Annotated in this window: 16 protein-coding genes; 11 read left to right on the plus strand and 5 right to left on the minus strand. The window is 70.7% G+C overall.

The window, feature by feature from the left end:
* Positions 1–9 precede the first annotated feature (9 nt).
* From pgi to Aiant_RS36150, 3 genes are all read left to right on the plus strand, one after another.
* Positions 10–1,638 (plus strand): glucose-6-phosphate isomerase, encoded by a 1,629-nt coding sequence (gene pgi / locus Aiant_RS36140; protein ID WP_189331759.1) that lies wholly within the window; start codon positions 10–12, stop codon positions 1,636–1,638.
* Positions 1,639–1,701: 63 nt separating this feature from the next.
* Positions 1,702–2,748 carry a winged helix DNA-binding domain-containing protein gene (locus Aiant_RS36145; protein ID WP_189331872.1) on the plus strand — a complete coding sequence of 349 codons (1,047 nt, stop codon included), beginning with the start codon at positions 1,702–1,704 and terminating at the stop codon, positions 2,746–2,748.
* 93 nt (positions 2,749–2,841) lie between these two features.
* Positions 2,842–4,173: a carbohydrate-binding protein gene (locus Aiant_RS36150; protein WP_189331758.1), complete on the plus strand. Its 1,332-nt coding sequence runs from the start codon at positions 2,842–2,844 to the stop codon at positions 4,171–4,173.
* A gap of 55 nt (positions 4,174–4,228) precedes the next feature.
* On the opposite strand, the gene Aiant_RS36155 is transcribed toward Aiant_RS36150, so the two are convergent.
* Together Aiant_RS36155 and Aiant_RS36160 are read right to left on the minus strand one after the other, a co-directional pair.
* Positions 4,229–4,786 carry a dihydrofolate reductase family protein gene (locus Aiant_RS36155; protein ID WP_189331757.1) on the minus strand — a complete coding sequence of 186 codons (558 nt, stop codon included), beginning with the start codon at positions 4,784–4,786 and terminating at the stop codon, positions 4,229–4,231.
* 507 nt (positions 4,787–5,293) lie between these two features.
* A complete protein-coding gene (locus tag Aiant_RS36160) occupies positions 5,294–6,034 on the minus strand; it encodes a class I SAM-dependent methyltransferase (protein ID WP_189331756.1) in 741 nt (246 codons plus the stop codon).
* Positions 6,035–6,102: 68 nt separating this feature from the next.
* Here Aiant_RS36160 and Aiant_RS36165 point away from each other — a divergent pair, with 68 nt between their 5' ends.
* The gene (locus Aiant_RS36165; RefSeq protein ID WP_189331755.1) at positions 6,103–7,050 is read left to right on the plus strand and encodes a serine hydrolase domain-containing protein; all 948 of its coding nucleotides are present in this window, start codon (positions 6,103–6,105) and stop codon (positions 7,048–7,050) included.
* 6 nt (positions 7,051–7,056) lie between these two features.
* On the opposite strand, the gene Aiant_RS36170 is transcribed toward Aiant_RS36165, so the two are convergent.
* Positions 7,057–7,506: a hypothetical protein gene (locus tag Aiant_RS36170; protein ID WP_189331754.1), complete on the minus strand. Its 450-nt coding sequence runs from the start codon at positions 7,504–7,506 to the stop codon at positions 7,057–7,059.
* 255 nt (positions 7,507–7,761) lie between these two features.
* On the opposite strand from Aiant_RS36170, the gene Aiant_RS36175 reads away from it, so the two are divergent.
* From Aiant_RS36175 to Aiant_RS36205, 7 genes are all read left to right on the plus strand, one after another.
* Positions 7,762–9,675, plus strand: coding sequence for a serine/threonine-protein kinase (locus tag Aiant_RS36175; protein WP_189331753.1), 1,914 nt, complete (start codon positions 7,762–7,764; stop codon positions 9,673–9,675).
* Position 9,676: 1 nt separating this feature from the next.
* Positions 9,677–10,201 carry a DUF6529 family protein gene (locus Aiant_RS36180; RefSeq protein WP_189331752.1) on the plus strand — a complete coding sequence of 175 codons (525 nt, stop codon included), beginning with the start codon at positions 9,677–9,679 and terminating at the stop codon, positions 10,199–10,201.
* Between the two features lie 159 nt (positions 10,202–10,360).
* Positions 10,361–11,473 carry an LLM class flavin-dependent oxidoreductase gene (locus Aiant_RS36185; RefSeq protein WP_189331751.1) on the plus strand — a complete coding sequence of 371 codons (1,113 nt, stop codon included), beginning with the start codon at positions 10,361–10,363 and terminating at the stop codon, positions 11,471–11,473.
* Positions 11,470–12,084: an FMN reductase gene (locus tag Aiant_RS36190; RefSeq protein WP_189331750.1), complete on the plus strand. Its 615-nt coding sequence runs from the start codon at positions 11,470–11,472 to the stop codon at positions 12,082–12,084. Before Aiant_RS36185 ends, Aiant_RS36190 begins: the two co-directional genes overlap by 4 nt.
* Positions 12,085–12,189: 105 nt before the next feature.
* On the plus strand, positions 12,190–12,555 hold the full coding sequence (locus tag Aiant_RS36195) for a hypothetical protein (RefSeq protein WP_189331749.1): 366 nt from the start codon (positions 12,190–12,192) through the stop codon (positions 12,553–12,555).
* Between the two features lie 217 nt (positions 12,556–12,772).
* Positions 12,773–13,402 (plus strand): putative glycolipid-binding domain-containing protein, encoded by a 630-nt coding sequence (locus tag Aiant_RS36200; protein ID WP_189331748.1) that lies wholly within the window; start codon positions 12,773–12,775, stop codon positions 13,400–13,402.
* Between the two features lie 38 nt (positions 13,403–13,440).
* Positions 13,441–14,034: a TetR/AcrR family transcriptional regulator gene (locus Aiant_RS36205; RefSeq protein ID WP_189331747.1), complete on the plus strand. Its 594-nt coding sequence runs from the start codon at positions 13,441–13,443 to the stop codon at positions 14,032–14,034.
* 72 nt (positions 14,035–14,106) lie between these two features.
* Here Aiant_RS36205 and Aiant_RS36210 read toward each other — a convergent pair whose 3' ends face one another.
* Together Aiant_RS36210 and Aiant_RS36215 are read right to left on the minus strand one after the other, a co-directional pair.
* Entirely contained in the window at positions 14,107–14,664 is a 558-nt protein-coding gene (locus Aiant_RS36210; RefSeq protein WP_189331746.1) for a TetR/AcrR family transcriptional regulator, read from the minus strand.
* A complete protein-coding gene (locus tag Aiant_RS36215) occupies positions 14,661–14,990 on the minus strand; it encodes a DMT family transporter (RefSeq protein ID WP_189331745.1) in 330 nt (109 codons plus the stop codon). The genes Aiant_RS36210 and Aiant_RS36215 overlap by 4 nt, the downstream gene beginning before the upstream one ends.
* Positions 14,991–15,034 lie beyond the last annotated feature (44 nt).

The raw sequence follows: 15,034 nt of genomic DNA on the forward strand, positions 1-15,034 counted from the left end.
GTGGGAGAGATGAGCGAACACGTTTCCGACAGCGCCGAGTGGCAGGCGCTTCAGGGCCACGCGGAGAAGTTCTCGGCGGTCCACCTGCGTGACCTGTTCGGCAGCGACCCGCAGCGCGGCGAGCGCTACGCGGCCGAGGTCGCCGGCCTGTATGTCGACTACAGCAAGAATCTGGTCACCGACGAGGTCCTGTCGGCGCTGTTCGCGCTGGCCGGCCGGGCGAAGCTGAGCGAGCGGATCGCCGCGATGTTCGCCGGTGAGCACATCAACATCACCGAGGACCGCGCCGTGCTGCACACCGCGCTGCGCCTGCCGCGGTCGGCGTCGCTCGTCGTCGACGGCCAGGACGTGGTGGCCGACGTGCACGCCGTCCTGGACCGGATGGGCGCGTTCGCCGACAAGGTGCGCTCGGGCGAGTGGGTCGGGCACACCGGTCAGCGGATCAAGACCGTGGTCAACATCGGCATCGGTGGCTCCGACCTGGGGCCGGTGATGGCCTACGAGGCGCTGAAGGATTACGCGCAGCGGGACATCGAGTGCCGGTTCGTCTCCAACATCGACCCCACCGATCTGTACGAGAAGACGCGCGACCTCGACCCCGCCTCCACGCTGTTCATCGTGGTGTCGAAGACGTTCACCACGCAGGAGACGCTGACCAACGCGACCGAGGCGCGGAAATGGCTTCTCGCCTCGCTCAGCGACGACGCCGCCGTCGCCAAGCACTTCGTCGCGGTCAGCACCAATGCCGAGAAAGTCGCCGCATTCGGCATCGACACCGACAACATGTTCGGCTTCTGGGACTGGGTGGGCGGCCGCTACTCGCTGCCCTCCGCGGTCGGCCTGTCCGTCATGATCTCGATCGGCAAGGAGCAGTTCGCCGAGATGCTCGCCGGCTACCACGCCGTCGACGAGCACTTCAAGAACACCCCGATCGAGCGCAACGTGCCGGCCCTGCTCGGCCTGCTCAACGTCTGGTACGACACATTCCTCGGCGCCCAGTCGCACGCGGTCCTGCCGTACGCGCAGTACCTGCACCGCTTCGCCGCCTACCTCCAGCAGCTGACCATGGAGAGCAACGGCAAGTCGGTGCGGCTCTCCGGCGAGCCGGTCACCTACCAGACCGGCGAGGTCTTCTGGGGCGAGCCCGGCACCAACGGGCAGCACGCGTTCTACCAGCTGATCCACCAGGGGACGAAGCTGATCCCGGCCGACTTCATCGGCTTCAGCCGGCCGAACCACGACATCGGCGAGATGCACGACCTGTTCATGTCGAACTTCCTGGCGCAGACCGGGGCGCTCGCCTTCGGCCGGACGCTGGAGGAGGTGCAGGCCGAGGGCACCAAGCCGGCCGTCGCGCCGCACCGGGTGATGCAGGGCAACCACCCGACCACGACGATCCTCGCGGACAAGCTGACCCCGGCCGTGTTCGGGCAGCTCGTCGCGCTCTACGAGCACATCACGTTCACCCAGGGCGTGATCTGGGAGATCAACTCGTTCGACCAGTGGGGTGTCGAGCTGGGCAAGGTGATGGCCAACCAGCTCGCGCCGAAACTGACCGCGGCGGACGCGCCGGCCGACGACGCCGACTCGTCGACGAACACGCTGATCAAGAGGTACCGGGCCGCCCGCGGCCGCTGATTTCTGTCGGACCCTGCTTCTAGGCTCAGTGCCGTGGACACCGACACGGCACTGAGCCTTCGCATGCACAGCCTTCTCCTGGGTGACGTCGTCCGGGACTCGGTTCTCGGGATCACCGAGTGGTTCGGCGCCATGCAGGCGCAGGATCTCAACAGCGTGCTGTGGTCGCTCGGCGCGCGGCTGCCCGGCCGCACCCGGGAGGAGATCGTCGCCGAGACCGAGCGTCGCGACGTGATCCGGACCTGGCCGATGCGCGGCACCGTGCACCTGATCCCGTCCGCCGACGCGCACTGGATGCTCGAGCTGACCGGCGTGCGGATGCTGGCCGGCGCGGCGAAACGCCGCGAGATGCTCGGGCTCTCGGAAAGCGACGCGGACAAGGCCGCCGACATCCTCGGGGCCGCCCTGACGGGCGGCGGCCGCCTCACGCGATCGGCCTGCGTGGCCGCGATCAACGAGGGCGGCGTCGCGGTGAGCGGTCAGCTGGGCTACCACCTTCTGTGGTACGCGAGTCAGCGCGGCGTGACAGCCATCGCTCCCAACGAGGGCGCCGAGCAGACGTTCGTGCTGCTGGACGAGTGGGCGGACACGCGGAACTCGCCGTCGCACGAGGAGGCGCTCGGCATCCTGGCGCATCGCTACTTCCGCGGGCACGGCCCGACCACCGCCAAGGACTTCGCCGGCTGGACGAGCCTGCCGATGAAGGACGTCCGGGCCGGCATCGCGGCCGCCGGCCTGGAAAAGGTGGACGTCGACGGCGTGGAGATGTGGGCCGATCCGGCGGTCCTCGACGCCGGCCCGGTGCGCGGCTGGTGGGCACTGCCCGGCTTCGACGAGTACATGCTGGGTTACAAGGACCGGTCGATGATGGCCACCCCGGAGATGCTCACGAGCATCGTCCCGGGCGGCAACGGGGTGTTCCAGTCGACGCTGGTCCGCGACGGCCGGGTGATGGCCGTCTGGAAGCGGACGCTGGGCAAGAAAGCGGTGTCCGTGCTGGTCTCGCCGCTTGTCGAGTTCACCGCCGCGGACTGGGCGAGCGCGGAGGAGGCGTTGCAGCCGTTCGGAACTTTCGTCGGCCTCCCGATAACTGTTAAGAAACTTGCATAAGGGACTGTTAAGAACCCTTGATATTTGTGAACGTGAGGGACATCATCTGGTGTCACAGGTCACCTTCACGTTCTTCACTGTCGAGGAGTTCCCATGCGTGTTCGCCGCCAGGTGCTGGCACTGGTCGCCGGGGTGGGGGTGGCACTGGGGTCGGCCGTGGCGTTCGCCGCGACGGGTGAGGCCGCGGTCGCCTGCTCCGCCACGGTCTGGGCGGAAGGCGTCACCTACACCGCCGGGCAGCAGGTGACCTACCAGTCCAAGCTCTACCAGGCACTGGTCACGCACACGGCCTATGCCGGGACCGGCTGGAACCCGGCGGCCACCCCGACCCTGTGGAAGGACCTGGGCGCGTGCACCGGCGGCACCACGCCGACGCCGACCGCCACCACGGCGTCGCCGACCGCCTCGCCGACGGCGTCCCCCACCGTCTCGCCGACCACCTCGCCCACCCCGACCCCCACCGCGACCGGCGGGACCTGCGCGACCAAGGGCCGCCCGGCCGGCAAGGTGCTGCAGGGCTACTGGGAGAACTGGGACGGCGCATCCAACGGCGTGCACCCCGGCCTCGGCTGGATCCCGATCAACGACAGCCGGATCACCCAGCACGGTTACAACGTGCTGATGGCCGCGTTCCCGGTGATCCGCTCGGACGGCACGGTCCTCTGGGAGAACGGGATGGACGCCGGCGTCAAGGTGCCGACCGCCGCGGAGATCTGCGCGGCCAAGGCGCAGGGCGCCACGATCCTGATGTCGATCGGCGGCGCGGCGGCCGGCATCGACCTGAGCTCCAGCGCGGTCGCCGACAAGTTCGTCGCCACCATCGTGCCGATCCTGAAGGCGTACAACTTCGACGGCATCGACATCGACATCGAGACCGGGCTCTCCGGCAGCGGCAACATCAACACGCTCTCCGCCTCGCAGTCGAACCTGATCCGGATCATCGACGGGGTGCTCGCCCAGATGCCGTCGAACTTCGGTCTCACCATGGCGCCGGAGACGGCGTACGTGACCGGTGGCAGCGTGACCTACGGGTCGATCTGGGGCTCGTACCTGCCGATCATCAAGAAGTACCTGGACAACGGCCGGTTGTGGTGGCTGAACATGCAGTACTACAACGGCTCGATGTACGGCTGCTCCGGTGACTCGTACTCGGCGGGGACCGTGCAGGGCTTCACCGTGCAGACCCAGTGCCTGAACAACGGGCTCACGATCCAGGGCGTGACGGTCAAGATTCCGTACGACAAGCAGGTGCCGGGCCTGCCCGCGCAGTCCGGCGCCGGTGGCGGCTACATGGCGCCGTCGCTGGTCACCCAGGCGTACAACTCGGTCCCGTCGATCAAGGGCCTGATGACCTGGTCGATCAACTGGGACGGCTCGAAGAGCTGGACCTTCGGTGACAACGTGAAGGCCATCCAGGGCCGCTGACGTACTGACTCCCTGATCGCCGGCCCGGGCCGTCCCCGGGCCGGCGATCCCTTTGTCAGGCGGCCTGATAACGCAGGTAGACCACGCCGTTGGCGAAGCGGAGCTGCTCGGCCAGCTTGAGGTCGAGGCGTACGCCGCCGGGCAGGAAGCGGGTGCCGCCGCCGACCGCGACCGGCGAGACGAACAGCTGCACCTCGTCGACCAGGCCGGCCCGGAAGGCGTGCGCGGCCAGGTGCGGGCCGCCGATGCTCAGGTCCCGGTCGGCGGTGTCCTTCAGGGACTGCACCGCTTTCGGGTCGAAGGCCCGCTCGATCCGGGTCCGGGGCGTGTCGGCGGACTCCAGGGACGTGGAGTAGACGACCTTCTCGGCGGCCTGCCAGATCCGGGCGTAGTCGAGGACCGCGGGCGACGGGTCCGGGCCGGTGTGCGGGTCCGCCCAGAAGCGCATCACCTCGTAGAGCCGGCGGCCGTACAGATAGGTGCCGATCGGCCGCTCCAGATCGTTGACGAACGAGTGGACCTCCTCGTCCGGCGCGCTCCAGTCGAAGTTGCCCTGCTCGTCGTTGATGTAGCCGTCGAGCGAGATGATCCCCGTGCAGATCAGCCGTGCCATGCCGTCTCCTTCACGAGTTGTCCACAGGCCAGAGATCAACATCCAAACGATCAATTAAACTGGTTGGCCTGGCCGCATGCACATCGTCTGCGCGCCCGGGGGACGCGAGATCGAGGTGCGGCCACGCAGCCGCGAGGCCACGCTGGCGGATCTTTTCCGTACGCTCGGCGTCCGCGACCCCGGCATCGCCGGCGTCGACGGGCACCCGGTGGAGACCTCGACGGCGATCGAGGACTCCGGCCTGCACGAGGGCGCGGTGCTGGAGGTGGGGCCGCCACCGCGTTCCGGTCCGCCCATTCCGCCACCCTACGAGATGGTGCAGGTCGCCGGGTTGCAAGCGGGGCGGGCGTTTCCGCTGCCGCCGGGGCGCTGGGTGGTGGGGCGGGGGCCGTCCGCGGCCGAACATCGACCTCGACGGGGATCTGCTCGGGGTGACGCTGCCGCGCCGGGCCCCGGTGCGACTCGGGCCCGGGCGCGGCTACCTGATCCACAACGGGGAGTGGGACATCATTCAGGCCGCTTCCGATACACGCTGATGTGGTCGGTGCTCCCCGGACCGAACGGCGCCCGGTCCCAGGTGGCGAACCGGTCCTCCAGCACCAGGCCGGCGGCGGTCGCCATCGCGTCGATCTGCTCCGGCCACTGGTACCGCATGCCGAACGGTCGCAGCCGCACCCCGCCGTCGGTGAACGTGAGCGTCTGCCGGACGAAGGTCTGCGCGGCCCGGTCGTACTGATGCAGCCGCACCGTCACCGCCTCCTCGGTGACCGACTGCACCTGCACCTGCTGCTCGTCCCGGTCGAACGCCGCCGGATCGGGCACGAACGCCTCGACCACGAAGCGGCCGCCGGGCGCCAGGACCCGGGCCACGTTGACGAACAGGTCCTCCTGCCGGCCCGCGGAGGTCAGGTTGAACAGGGTGTTGAAGACCAGGTAGACCAGCGGATAGGGCCCGCGGACCGCGACGTCGGCCATGTCGCCGACGACCACGGCGATCTTGTCCCCGCCCGGCTTGCCGCGCATCAGCTCGACCATCTCGGGGGACGCCTCGATCCCGTCGACCGGCACGCCGCGCGCCGCGAGCGGCAGCGCCACCCGCCCGGAGCCGATGGCCAGCTCCAGCACCGGGCCGTCGCCGGCGAGCCCGGCGAGGAACGCCACGGCCTGCTCCGGGTCGGGTAACGCGGGACTGTCGTAGTGCGCCGCCCACTGCCGCCCGAACAATCCCGGATCGTCAAGTTTCGCCATGCCTCCAGATCTATCCGCTCCCGGCGCGGCCCGGCAACCGGTTTGTGCCCGCTGAGCATGATGGGCGTATGAGTGATCTTGCTGAGTTGGCCGCACGGACCGTGGCGAAGCTGGAGCCGAAGCGACCGGGCGTGGTGGTGGCCGCCATCTCGGGGGACGAGGTCGCGGTGCGCGGGTCGGCCGGGATGGACGGGACGACGCGGTTCGAGATCGGCTCGGTGACCAAGGTGTTCACCTCGCTCGTCCTGGCGCGGCGGGTGCAGGCCGGTGCGGTGCGCCTCGATGATCCGCTCGGGGACTTCCTGCCGGTGCCGGACGGGTGCGGGATCACGTTGCGGCAGCTGGCGACGCACACCTCCGGGTTGCCCCGGCTGCCGACCGGGATGCTGCTCGGCGCGCTGCTGCGGCCGGGCAAACCGGATCCGTATGCGGAATGTTCGGCGGATTTCCTGCTGCGAGCGCTGGCCCGGACCCGGATGCGGTCGGCCGGGAAGGTCCGCTACTCCAATTTCGGGGTGGGATTGCTGGGGCTGGCGCTGACGCGCCACGCCGGGCTCGACTATTCCGCATTGGTTGCGGCAGAGCTCGGGTCACTGCTGCGGCTTTCCGGTACGGACGCGGCCGGCTCGACCGTGCAGGGGCATCGGCGCAATGGCCGGGCCGCCGCGCCGTGGCATCTGAACGCGCTGGTGGGGGCGGGCGGATTGCGGTCCACCGCGGATGATCTGGTGCGGTTCGTGCGGGGGCATCTGGGGGAGTCGCCATTGTCCGAGAGTGTTCAGTTGGCGCTGTCGGTGGAGGAGCGGGCCAATCCGTTCCTGAGCGCGCACCTGGGGTGGATGTCGCGGCGGCTCACCGATGAGCGGCGGCAGTATTTCCACAACGGGGGGACCGGCGGGTTCACGTCGTTCGTCGGGTTCGATCCGGCGGCCGGGGTGGGGGTGGTGGCGCTGAGCGCCACGGCCCGGTCCGTGGACGGGCCCGCCGTCGAGCTGCTCACCGCGCTGAGTTCCTGAGACGGGTCAGTCCCCGTCGGCTCTCCGCGCCACATATCCGGTGCGGAACAGGTCGAAGACCTTGGCGCGGTGGTCGATCAGCGTCCGGCAGGCGGCGTCCAGCTCCTCGACGAACTCCCGGTCCGTGACGGCATACCGGTCCGGGAGCGCGAGCAGCCGCTCGCTGCCGTTCGGATCCCGCCCGGCACCGCACGCGCACGCCGTGATCAGCCACTCGCCGGTGCGGTATCCGAGCTCCAGGCGGTATTCCAGGTCGAAGCCGCTGGCCGGGTGATGGCCGCTGACGTACCACTCGACGCTCAGGCCGAGATCCTTGCGGACCAGGTAGAAGCTCGGCTTGACGGTGGTCATCCCGGGCTGGCGGCGCAGCCAGGCGGCCAGGCCGTTGAGGGCGTGCTGGACGTCGGCGGCGGCGGAGAGCACGGCGGCGGCGGACGGGTGGTGGTCGACGCCCATGGTCAGCTCCCTCGGGAACGGCCTCGGAAATCCGCCGGAGATCGACCATGGTCATCTCTTGATGGTTGATCCCCGGTATCATCCACACCCATTGAAGGGTGTTTGCGGTGACAGCTCTCCTGTGACGACAATGGCAGTCCGGGAAGGCTGAGTCAAAATCGATCAACGGAAATCGGAGAGCGAATCAGATCAATTACCGGGCGGATCACCATCGGTCTTCCCGTGCTTTTGATCATTGTGTGAAAGGGTGCTGGGATGGCCGATCAGGAAGCGCTCGGCCGGGAATATCTGCTGCACGAGGAGATCGGGCGCGGCGCTCTCGCGGTGGTCCGGCGGGCCACCCGGCGCTCCGGTGGGCCACCACTCGCGGCCAAGCTGCTGCGCCCCGAGCTGGCCGGCGACCGCCGGGTCCGCGAGCTCTTCCTGCGCGAGGAGGCCGCCCTGCGCGACCTCGACCATCCCTGCATCGTCGGCCTGCGCGACCTGGTCGTCGAGGGCGGCACCGTGGCCCTGCTGATGGACTTCGTGGACGGTCCCGACCTGCGCCGCCACCTGATCGACCGGGGTGGCCGGCTGGGTGCGGCGGAGACCGCCGCGATCATGGCGCAGGTGGCCTCCGCGGTCGCGGCCGCCCACGCCCAGGGCGTCGTCCATCTCGACCTCAAACCCGAAAACCTGCTTCTGGTACGCGATACCGACCCGCCCGTGGCCCGGGTGACCGACTTCGGTGTCGCCGTCCTGCTGCTCGACGCCGATCGCGGGGTGGCCGGCGGGACACCCGGCTACACCGCGCCGGAGATCTGGCGCGGCGCGGCCCCGACCGCGGCCGCCGACGTGTTCTCGCTCGGCGTGCTGCTGGTCGAGCTGGTCACCGGGGACATCCAGGGCGCCCCGGAGGCGCTGCCGGAGGAGCTCGCCGGCCCGGCCCGGTCGTGCCTGCACCCGGATGCGCGGGAGCGTCCCACCGCCCGCCGCCTGGCCTCCTACCTGCGGACCCTGGTCGATTCCGGCGCCCTCGGCGGCGGTATCCCGGTGCCCACCGGCGGCCCGGCCACGGCAGCGTTCCCCGGTGCCGCCGCGTCCGGTGCCGCCGCGTCCGGTGCCGCCACCTCCGGCGCCGCCGCTGCCGCGGCTTCGTCGCCCGGACAGACACCTGTCTCGCGGCAGACCACTCTGCGTGGGGCGGGGTCCGGCCCGCCGGCGGGCGGCGAGCCCGAGCCCGCTCCCGGCGGCGCCTGGCGATGGCCGGCCGCCGGGAGCTGGGCCAGCGCCGGGCCGGCTGCCGGCGGTGCTCCGCCCGGTGGTGCTCCGCCCGGCGGAGCCGACCATGTGGGGCTGTGGGCCGGCCAGTTCGGCAGCGGGCCCCCGCCGGCCGAGGTGCGCGAGACCCGCCTGCGCCCCGGCGTCACGCCCCCGCCCCGGCCGCCGACGGCCCCGTCGGAGGGCGCCGGTTCGGGCGGCTGGCGGCGCGGCCCCCTGGTCACCCTCGGCGTGGTCCTGCTGATCGCCGCCGCGCTGATCGGCGTCAACGTCTACCGCGCCGCCGGCGAGCGTGCCGACCGCGCGGCCACCGTGATCGGCGTGACCAGCGCCCCGGCGGTCACCACCGAGCCGGCCGCCGCCGGCCAGAACGCCACCCTGCCGCCCACCGACCCGGTCGCGACCAGCGCCGCCACCACCGCCCCGGCCGGGATCCGGGTGACCCTGGCCGGTTACGTCCAGGACGACGCCGGCACCCTGGCGCTGTCCATCCGGGACGGCAAGGCGATCGCCTACGTCTGCGACGGCGACAGGGTCGAGGCCTGGCTCCGGGGCACCGCGCAGAACGGGCGACTGCGGCTCACCGGCAAGAACGGCGCCAAGATCGTCGGGACGTTCGACGCGCGCAGCGCCGCGGGCGACCTCACCATCCTCGGCAAGACCCACGGCTTCACGCTGCGGACGGTCACGAAGCCGTCCGGGCTCTACCGCGCCTCCGCCCGGGTGCGCGGTGCCAAGGTCGAGGGCTCCTGGATCGTCCTGCCCGACGGCCGCCAGGTCGGCGTCCTCACCAACGGCAAGGCGATCGGCCCGGCCCCCGAGCTCGACGTCACCAACCGCACCACCACCGTCGACGGCACCCGGGTCCCGGTCGACGCGGTCGACGCCGACAGTGGCACGGGGTTCTGACGTGACGGCGCCGGTGACCGCCCGGCGGCCGCTGGTCTGGCTGCCCGCGGTGGCCGGCGTCGGCGTCGCCGTGGGTCTCGGCGTCTACGGCCGCCTGCATCACCCGTCGGCCCTGTCGATGTTCGACGCCCTCGGCCGCCCGATCGTCATCAAGGCCGGGCTGACCAGCGCCGTCGTCGTCCTCGCCGTGGTCCAGCTGGTCTCCGCCCTCGCCCTGTACGGCCGTCTCCCGGCCACGTCCTGGACCCCGGCCCTGCACCGCTGGAGCGGCCGCCTCGCCGTCGTCCTCTCCCTGCCCGTCGCGGTCCACTGCCTCTACGCCCTGGGTTTCGGTTTCGACAGCCCCCGGGTGCTGGCCCACTCCCTGCTCGGCTGCCTGTTCTACGGCGCCTTCGTGGCCAAGATGCTGATCATCAGCCAGCCGGACAGCGGCCGCCCCTGGGTCCTCCCACTGGCCGGCGGCCTGGTCTTCACCGCCCTGGCCGGCATCTGGCTGACCTCCGCCCTCTGGTTCTTCCTGACCTGAGGGTTCCGAGGCTCTCTGGTTCTTCCTGACCTGAGGGTTCCGAGGTGTGACCCCCGCCGCAGCCCAAGTTGTTTGAATCTGAAATAGTTGCGGAGTCAACAGCGTTGTGCGGGGCAGTCCGGGACGACAAGCCCCGGCCGGAGGTTTCAGGAGCGGGTCATGCAATTCGGCATCTTCAGCGTCAGCGACATCACCACCGACCCGACCACCGGGAAGACCCCGACCGAGGCCGAGCGCATCAAGGACATCGTCACGATCGCGAAGCACGCGGAGGAGGTCGGCCTCGACGTGTTCGCGCTCGGCGAGCACCACAACGAGCCGTTCTTCTCGTCGTCGCCGACCACCACCCTGGCCTACATCGCCGCGCAGACCACGACGTTGCAGCTCAGCACCGCGACCACGCTGATCACCACGAACGACCCGGTGAAGATCGCCGAGGACTTCGCGATGCTCCAGCACCTCGCGGACGGCCGCGTCGACCTGATGCTCGGCCGCGGCAACACCGGTCCGGTCTACCCGTGGTTCGGCAAGGACATCCGGGCCGGCATCCCGCTGGCGATCGAGAACTACGCGCTGCTGCACAAGCTGTGGCGCGAGCACGTGGTCGACTGGGAGGGCAAGTTCCGCACGCCGCTCCAGTCCTTCACCTCGACGCCGCGCCCGCTCGACGACATCCCGCCGTTCGTCTGGCACGGCTCGATCCGCAGCCCGCAGATCGCCGAGCAGGCCGCGTTCTACGGTGACGGCTTCTTCGCCAACCACATCTTCTGGCCGGCCTCGCACACCCAGCGGATGGTCGGGCTCTACCGGGAGCGGTTCGAGCACTACGGACACGGCTCCGCCGACCAGGCCTACGTCGGCCTCGGCGGTCAGGTGTTCATGCGCAAGAACAGCCAGGACGCGGTGAAGGAGTTCCGGCCCTACTTCGACAACGCCCCGGTCTACGGCCACGGCCCGTCGCTGGAGGACTTCACCCGCGAGACGCCGCTGACCGTCGGCAGCCCGCAGCAGGTCATCGACCGCACGCTGGGCTTCCGCGAGTACGTCGGCGACTACCAGCGCCAGCTGTTCCTGCTGGACCACGCCGGCCTGCCGCTGAAGACGGTGCTGGAGCAGCTCGACCTGCTCGGCGCCGAGGTGGTGCCGGTGCTGCGCAAGGAGTTCGCGGCCCGCAAGCCGGCCCACGTGCCGGACGCTCCGACCCACGCGTCCCTGCTGGCCGCTCGCGACGCCGCGATCGAGGCCGAGGTCAAGGAAGAGGTGCAGGCATGAAGCAGCGCAAGCTCGTCGTGCTCAGCGCGGGCCTGAGCCAGCCGTCGTCCACCCGCCTGCTCGCGGACCAGCTGTCCGCGGCGGCCGGGCGGGCCGCCGCCGAGCTCGGCGTCACCGTCGACGTCCAGGTTCTCGAGCTCCGCGACCTGGCCCACGAGATCACCGACCACATGCTGACCGGGTTCCCGGCGACCGCGCTGAAGCGGGCGCAGGACGCGGTGGCCGCCGCCGACGCCCTGATCGTGGTGACCCCGGTGTTCAGCGCCAGCTACAGCGGCCTGTTCAAGTCGTTCTTCGACGTGCTGGACAAGGACGCGCTGGCCGACAAGCCGGTGCTGCTCGCGGCGACGGCCGGCACCGCCCGTCACTCGCTGGTGCTGGAGCACGCGCTGCGGCCGCTCTTCGCCTACCTGCGCGCGACGGTGCTGCCGACCGCGGTCTTCGCGGCCAGCGACGACTGGGGCGCGAACTCGGTGGAGGGCCCGCTGCGCGGCCGGATCGAGCGGGCGGCCGGGGAGCTGGCCCGCGAGCTGGAGCGGCGCGAGCCGGCGACGGTGGTGGATCCGTTCGCGCTGACCGAGAGCTTCGAGGACATGATGAAAAGCCTGTGAGGTGGTTGGCGATCGAGGCCCGGCAGCGATGCCGGGCCTTTTGTTCACGCGGTTGGCACACGGAGCACATCGACGAGGACACGGTGCGGTGGTCAAGCTGACCAGGTGGAGCCGGTTCGGCGGCATCTCGTCGCCATTCCCCGCCACCGTCCCGTGCGCCGGGCGGCGGTCCACCGGCACCTGGTCGCGATTCCCCGGGCGCGGGCCGATCCGGAGCCGACCCTGGTCCTCGACCCGGTCGTCGCCGAGCTGCCGGCCCACGCCGAGCCGCCGCAGGCCGGCGCCGAGCCGCCGCAGGCCGGCGCCGAGCCGCCGCAGGCCGGCGCCGAGCCGCTGCCGGTCAGTGCTGAGCCCCCGCCAGCCCGCGCCGAGCCGCCGCCGGCCCGCTCGGTGCTCGCCGTGCTGGCCTCGTTCGCGCTGCTCACCCTGCTCTGCTGCGGCGCCGTGGTGTCCGTCTTCCGCCTCACCTGACCAGATTTGATCTTGGAGGGTGGGCCCGCCGATCCGGCCGCCCGGGACCGGCCGTATGGTGTGCGACACACCGGCGGCCGTCTCGGGTCACGAGCCCGTATCGAGGCCGTCCGTTAACCGAAGGTTGTACCAGGACCACCTGACAGGGGTGGATTCGCCGATGCCACCGTTTGCACAATGCGAACATGGGGGATCGGACAGCGGCAAAGGAGGCGCTATGACCACGACCGGCGCACGGGGACCGGCCTTGGCGGAACGGCCTCGCGCCGACCTGCCGTCGACCCCGTTGACCTGGCAGCGGACCGACATCGTCGGCACCGAACTGGTCTTCCCGCGGGGCGCACGGCCGAGCGGGTCGGCGATCGTCGCGGGCAAGCGTCCCTACACGCTGACCTGGCAGGCCGAGCTGTCCGCCGCCTCCGAGGTCGAGTCGCTGCACGTCACCACGCACGGCGACGGCTGGAGCCGGGAGCTGCGGCTGGGCCGTTCCGTCTCCGGCTGGAGCTGCCGGGCGGACCACTCCGGCGACGCCGGTGACCTGCCGTTCGCCGGCACCGATCAGCTCGACGCGCTCGACCCGGCGGCGGTGCTGCGCCTCGCCGAGTCCCCGATCTTCGTCTCCTGGGCCGTCCGCCGCCTCGGCCTGACCGTGAAGTCCGGCCCGGTCAGCGTCCCGGCCGTCCGGGTGCAGGTCCCGTCGCTGACCGTGGTGCCCGGCACGGTGACGTACCACCTGGTCAGCCCGCAGCGGCTGCGGATCAGCGGGGACTTCCCGGCGGCCACGCTCGAACTGGACGCGGCCGGCATGGCGGTGTACCAGGCCGGCCGGATGCGCCTGGTGCGCTGACCCGGAACGACCGTTCGTTTTGGCGGTAGGCTGGGTGGGTGCCCCGCGTCTCGGAAGCCCACCTCGCCGCCCGCCGCCAGCAGATCCTCGATGCGGCGGTGCGCTGCTTCACCCGCAACGGCTTCCACCAGACGTCGATGCAGGACGTGATCAAGGAGGCCGATCTCTCGGTAGGCGCGTTCTATCGCTACTTCAAGAGCAAGAACGAGCTGATCATGGCGATCGCCGGCACCAAGATCAGCGAGGTCACCGGGATCCTCGACCACCTGCTGACGCTCGATCCGATGCCGCCGCTGCCGGTCTTCCTGGACCAGGTGATCAGCCAGGTGGAGGCGACGCTCGCCGCCGACCAGACGGTGCGGATCGCGGTGCAGGTGTGGGGCGAGGCCACCCATGACGACGAGGTCGCCGAGGTGGTGCGGGACGTCTACGGCCGGATCCGGGAGCGGATGGTGCGGATCGCGGAGCGCGCCAAGGACTCCGGGCAGCTGCCGGCCGACGCCGACGCGTTCGGCGTCGGCGCCGCCATCTTCGGGCTGATCCAGGGCTACATCTTGCAGCGCATCCTGGTCGGCAGCGTGAACCAGCAGATCTACGTCGAGGGAGTCCGCTCGCTGCTCGGCAAGGTCTGACGAGCAAGACCCGATTTTCGGTACGCCACAGCGGGGCGCTCCGCGCGTACCGAAAGGATGCATCGTCGCGGGTCAGTCGGCCCGGATCAGGCGGCGGATCGCGGCGGTCAGGCCGGGCTCGTCGAGCTCGCTCTCGGTGACCAGGGCGCGCATGATGATCCCGTCCAGCAGCGCGCAGACGTCCCGGGCGGCCGCCGCGCCGATCGACGGCTCCAGGATCTCCGGCAGGCCGTCCATCCAGGTCTCGGCGAGTGGCCGCAACGCGGCGTCGCGCGCCGCGGCCACACACAACTCGTACTCGATCCGGACCTGTCGCCGGTCGGCCAGATATTCGCCGGTCAGCGTGGTCAGCTCGGCCGGCAGGTCGGGCGCGGCGGCCAGCCGGGCCGCCCACTCGTCCAGGTCGGCGCGCATCGCGTCGCAGGCGTGCCGCAGACCGGCCGCGATCAGATCGTCGAGGGTCGGGAAGTAGTAGGTGGTCGCGCCGAGCGGCAGCCCGGCCCGGGCGGCGACCGCCCGGTGCGTGGTCCGGCCGACCCCGGACTCCGCGATGACCTCCATGGTCGCCACGGCGAGTGCGGCGCGGCGCGCCTCGGGATCGCGGGCGCGCTGGGTGCGGCGCTCGGTCAATGCGCCTCCGCGCCGGTCAGGTTCAGCATCACGACTCCGGCAATGATCAGGACGATGCCGCCCACCTTAATCAGGGTGACCGGCTCGTCGAGGAACACCGCCCCGATCACCACGATCGCGGCGGTGCCGACCGCCGACCAGATGGCGTAGGCGATGCCGACCTGGATGCCGCCCTTGATCGCGTGCGACAGGGCGATGAACGAGATGGCGTAACCGGCGATGACGGCCAGCGAGGGCCAGAGCCGGCTGAAGCCGTCGGTGGCTTTCATCATGCTGGTGGCGAAGAGTTCACTCCCGATGGCGAGAGCGAGAAGGACGTACGGCACTGCTATGCACCTCATCTTGTACGTTCGTACAAGTACGATCGTAC

The sequence above is a fragment of the Actinoplanes ianthinogenes genome (genome assembly GCF_018324205.1).
GTDB classification, from domain to species: Bacteria; Actinomycetota; Actinomycetes; order Mycobacteriales; family Micromonosporaceae; genus Actinoplanes; species Actinoplanes ianthinogenes.

What these genes read in the sequence shown, in the direction of transcription:
- Aiant_RS36190 (WP_189331750.1), top strand. Translation starts at nt 11,470, where the DNA reads ATGAAGCAGCGCAAGCTCGTCGTGCTCAGCGCGGGCCTGAGCCAGCCG.
- Aiant_RS36150 (WP_189331758.1), top strand. Translation starts at nt 2,842, where the DNA reads ATGCGTGTTCGCCGCCAGGTGCTGGCACTGGTCGCCGGGGTGGGGGTG.
- Aiant_RS36165 (WP_189331755.1), top strand. Translation starts at nt 6,103, where the DNA reads ATGAGTGATCTTGCTGAGTTGGCCGCACGGACCGTGGCGAAGCTGGAG.
- pgi (WP_189331759.1), top strand. Translation starts at nt 10, where the DNA reads ATGAGCGAACACGTTTCCGACAGCGCCGAGTGGCAGGCGCTTCAGGGC.
- Aiant_RS36155 (WP_189331757.1), bottom strand. Translation starts at nt 4,786, where the DNA reads ATGGCACGGCTGATCTGCACGGGGATCATCTCGCTCGACGGCTACATC.
- Aiant_RS36185 (WP_189331751.1), top strand. Translation starts at nt 10,361, where the DNA reads ATGCAATTCGGCATCTTCAGCGTCAGCGACATCACCACCGACCCGACC.
- Aiant_RS36170 (WP_189331754.1), bottom strand. Translation starts at nt 7,506, where the DNA reads ATGGGCGTCGACCACCACCCGTCCGCCGCCGCCGTGCTCTCCGCCGCC.
- Aiant_RS36175 (WP_189331753.1), top strand. Translation starts at nt 7,762, where the DNA reads ATGGCCGATCAGGAAGCGCTCGGCCGGGAATATCTGCTGCACGAGGAG.
- Aiant_RS36145 (WP_189331872.1), top strand. Translation starts at nt 1,702, where the DNA reads ATGCACAGCCTTCTCCTGGGTGACGTCGTCCGGGACTCGGTTCTCGGG.
- Aiant_RS36160 (WP_189331756.1), bottom strand. Translation starts at nt 6,034, where the DNA reads ATGGCGAAACTTGACGATCCGGGATTGTTCGGGCGGCAGTGGGCGGCG.
- Aiant_RS36200 (WP_189331748.1), top strand. Translation starts at nt 12,773, where the DNA reads ATGACCACGACCGGCGCACGGGGACCGGCCTTGGCGGAACGGCCTCGC.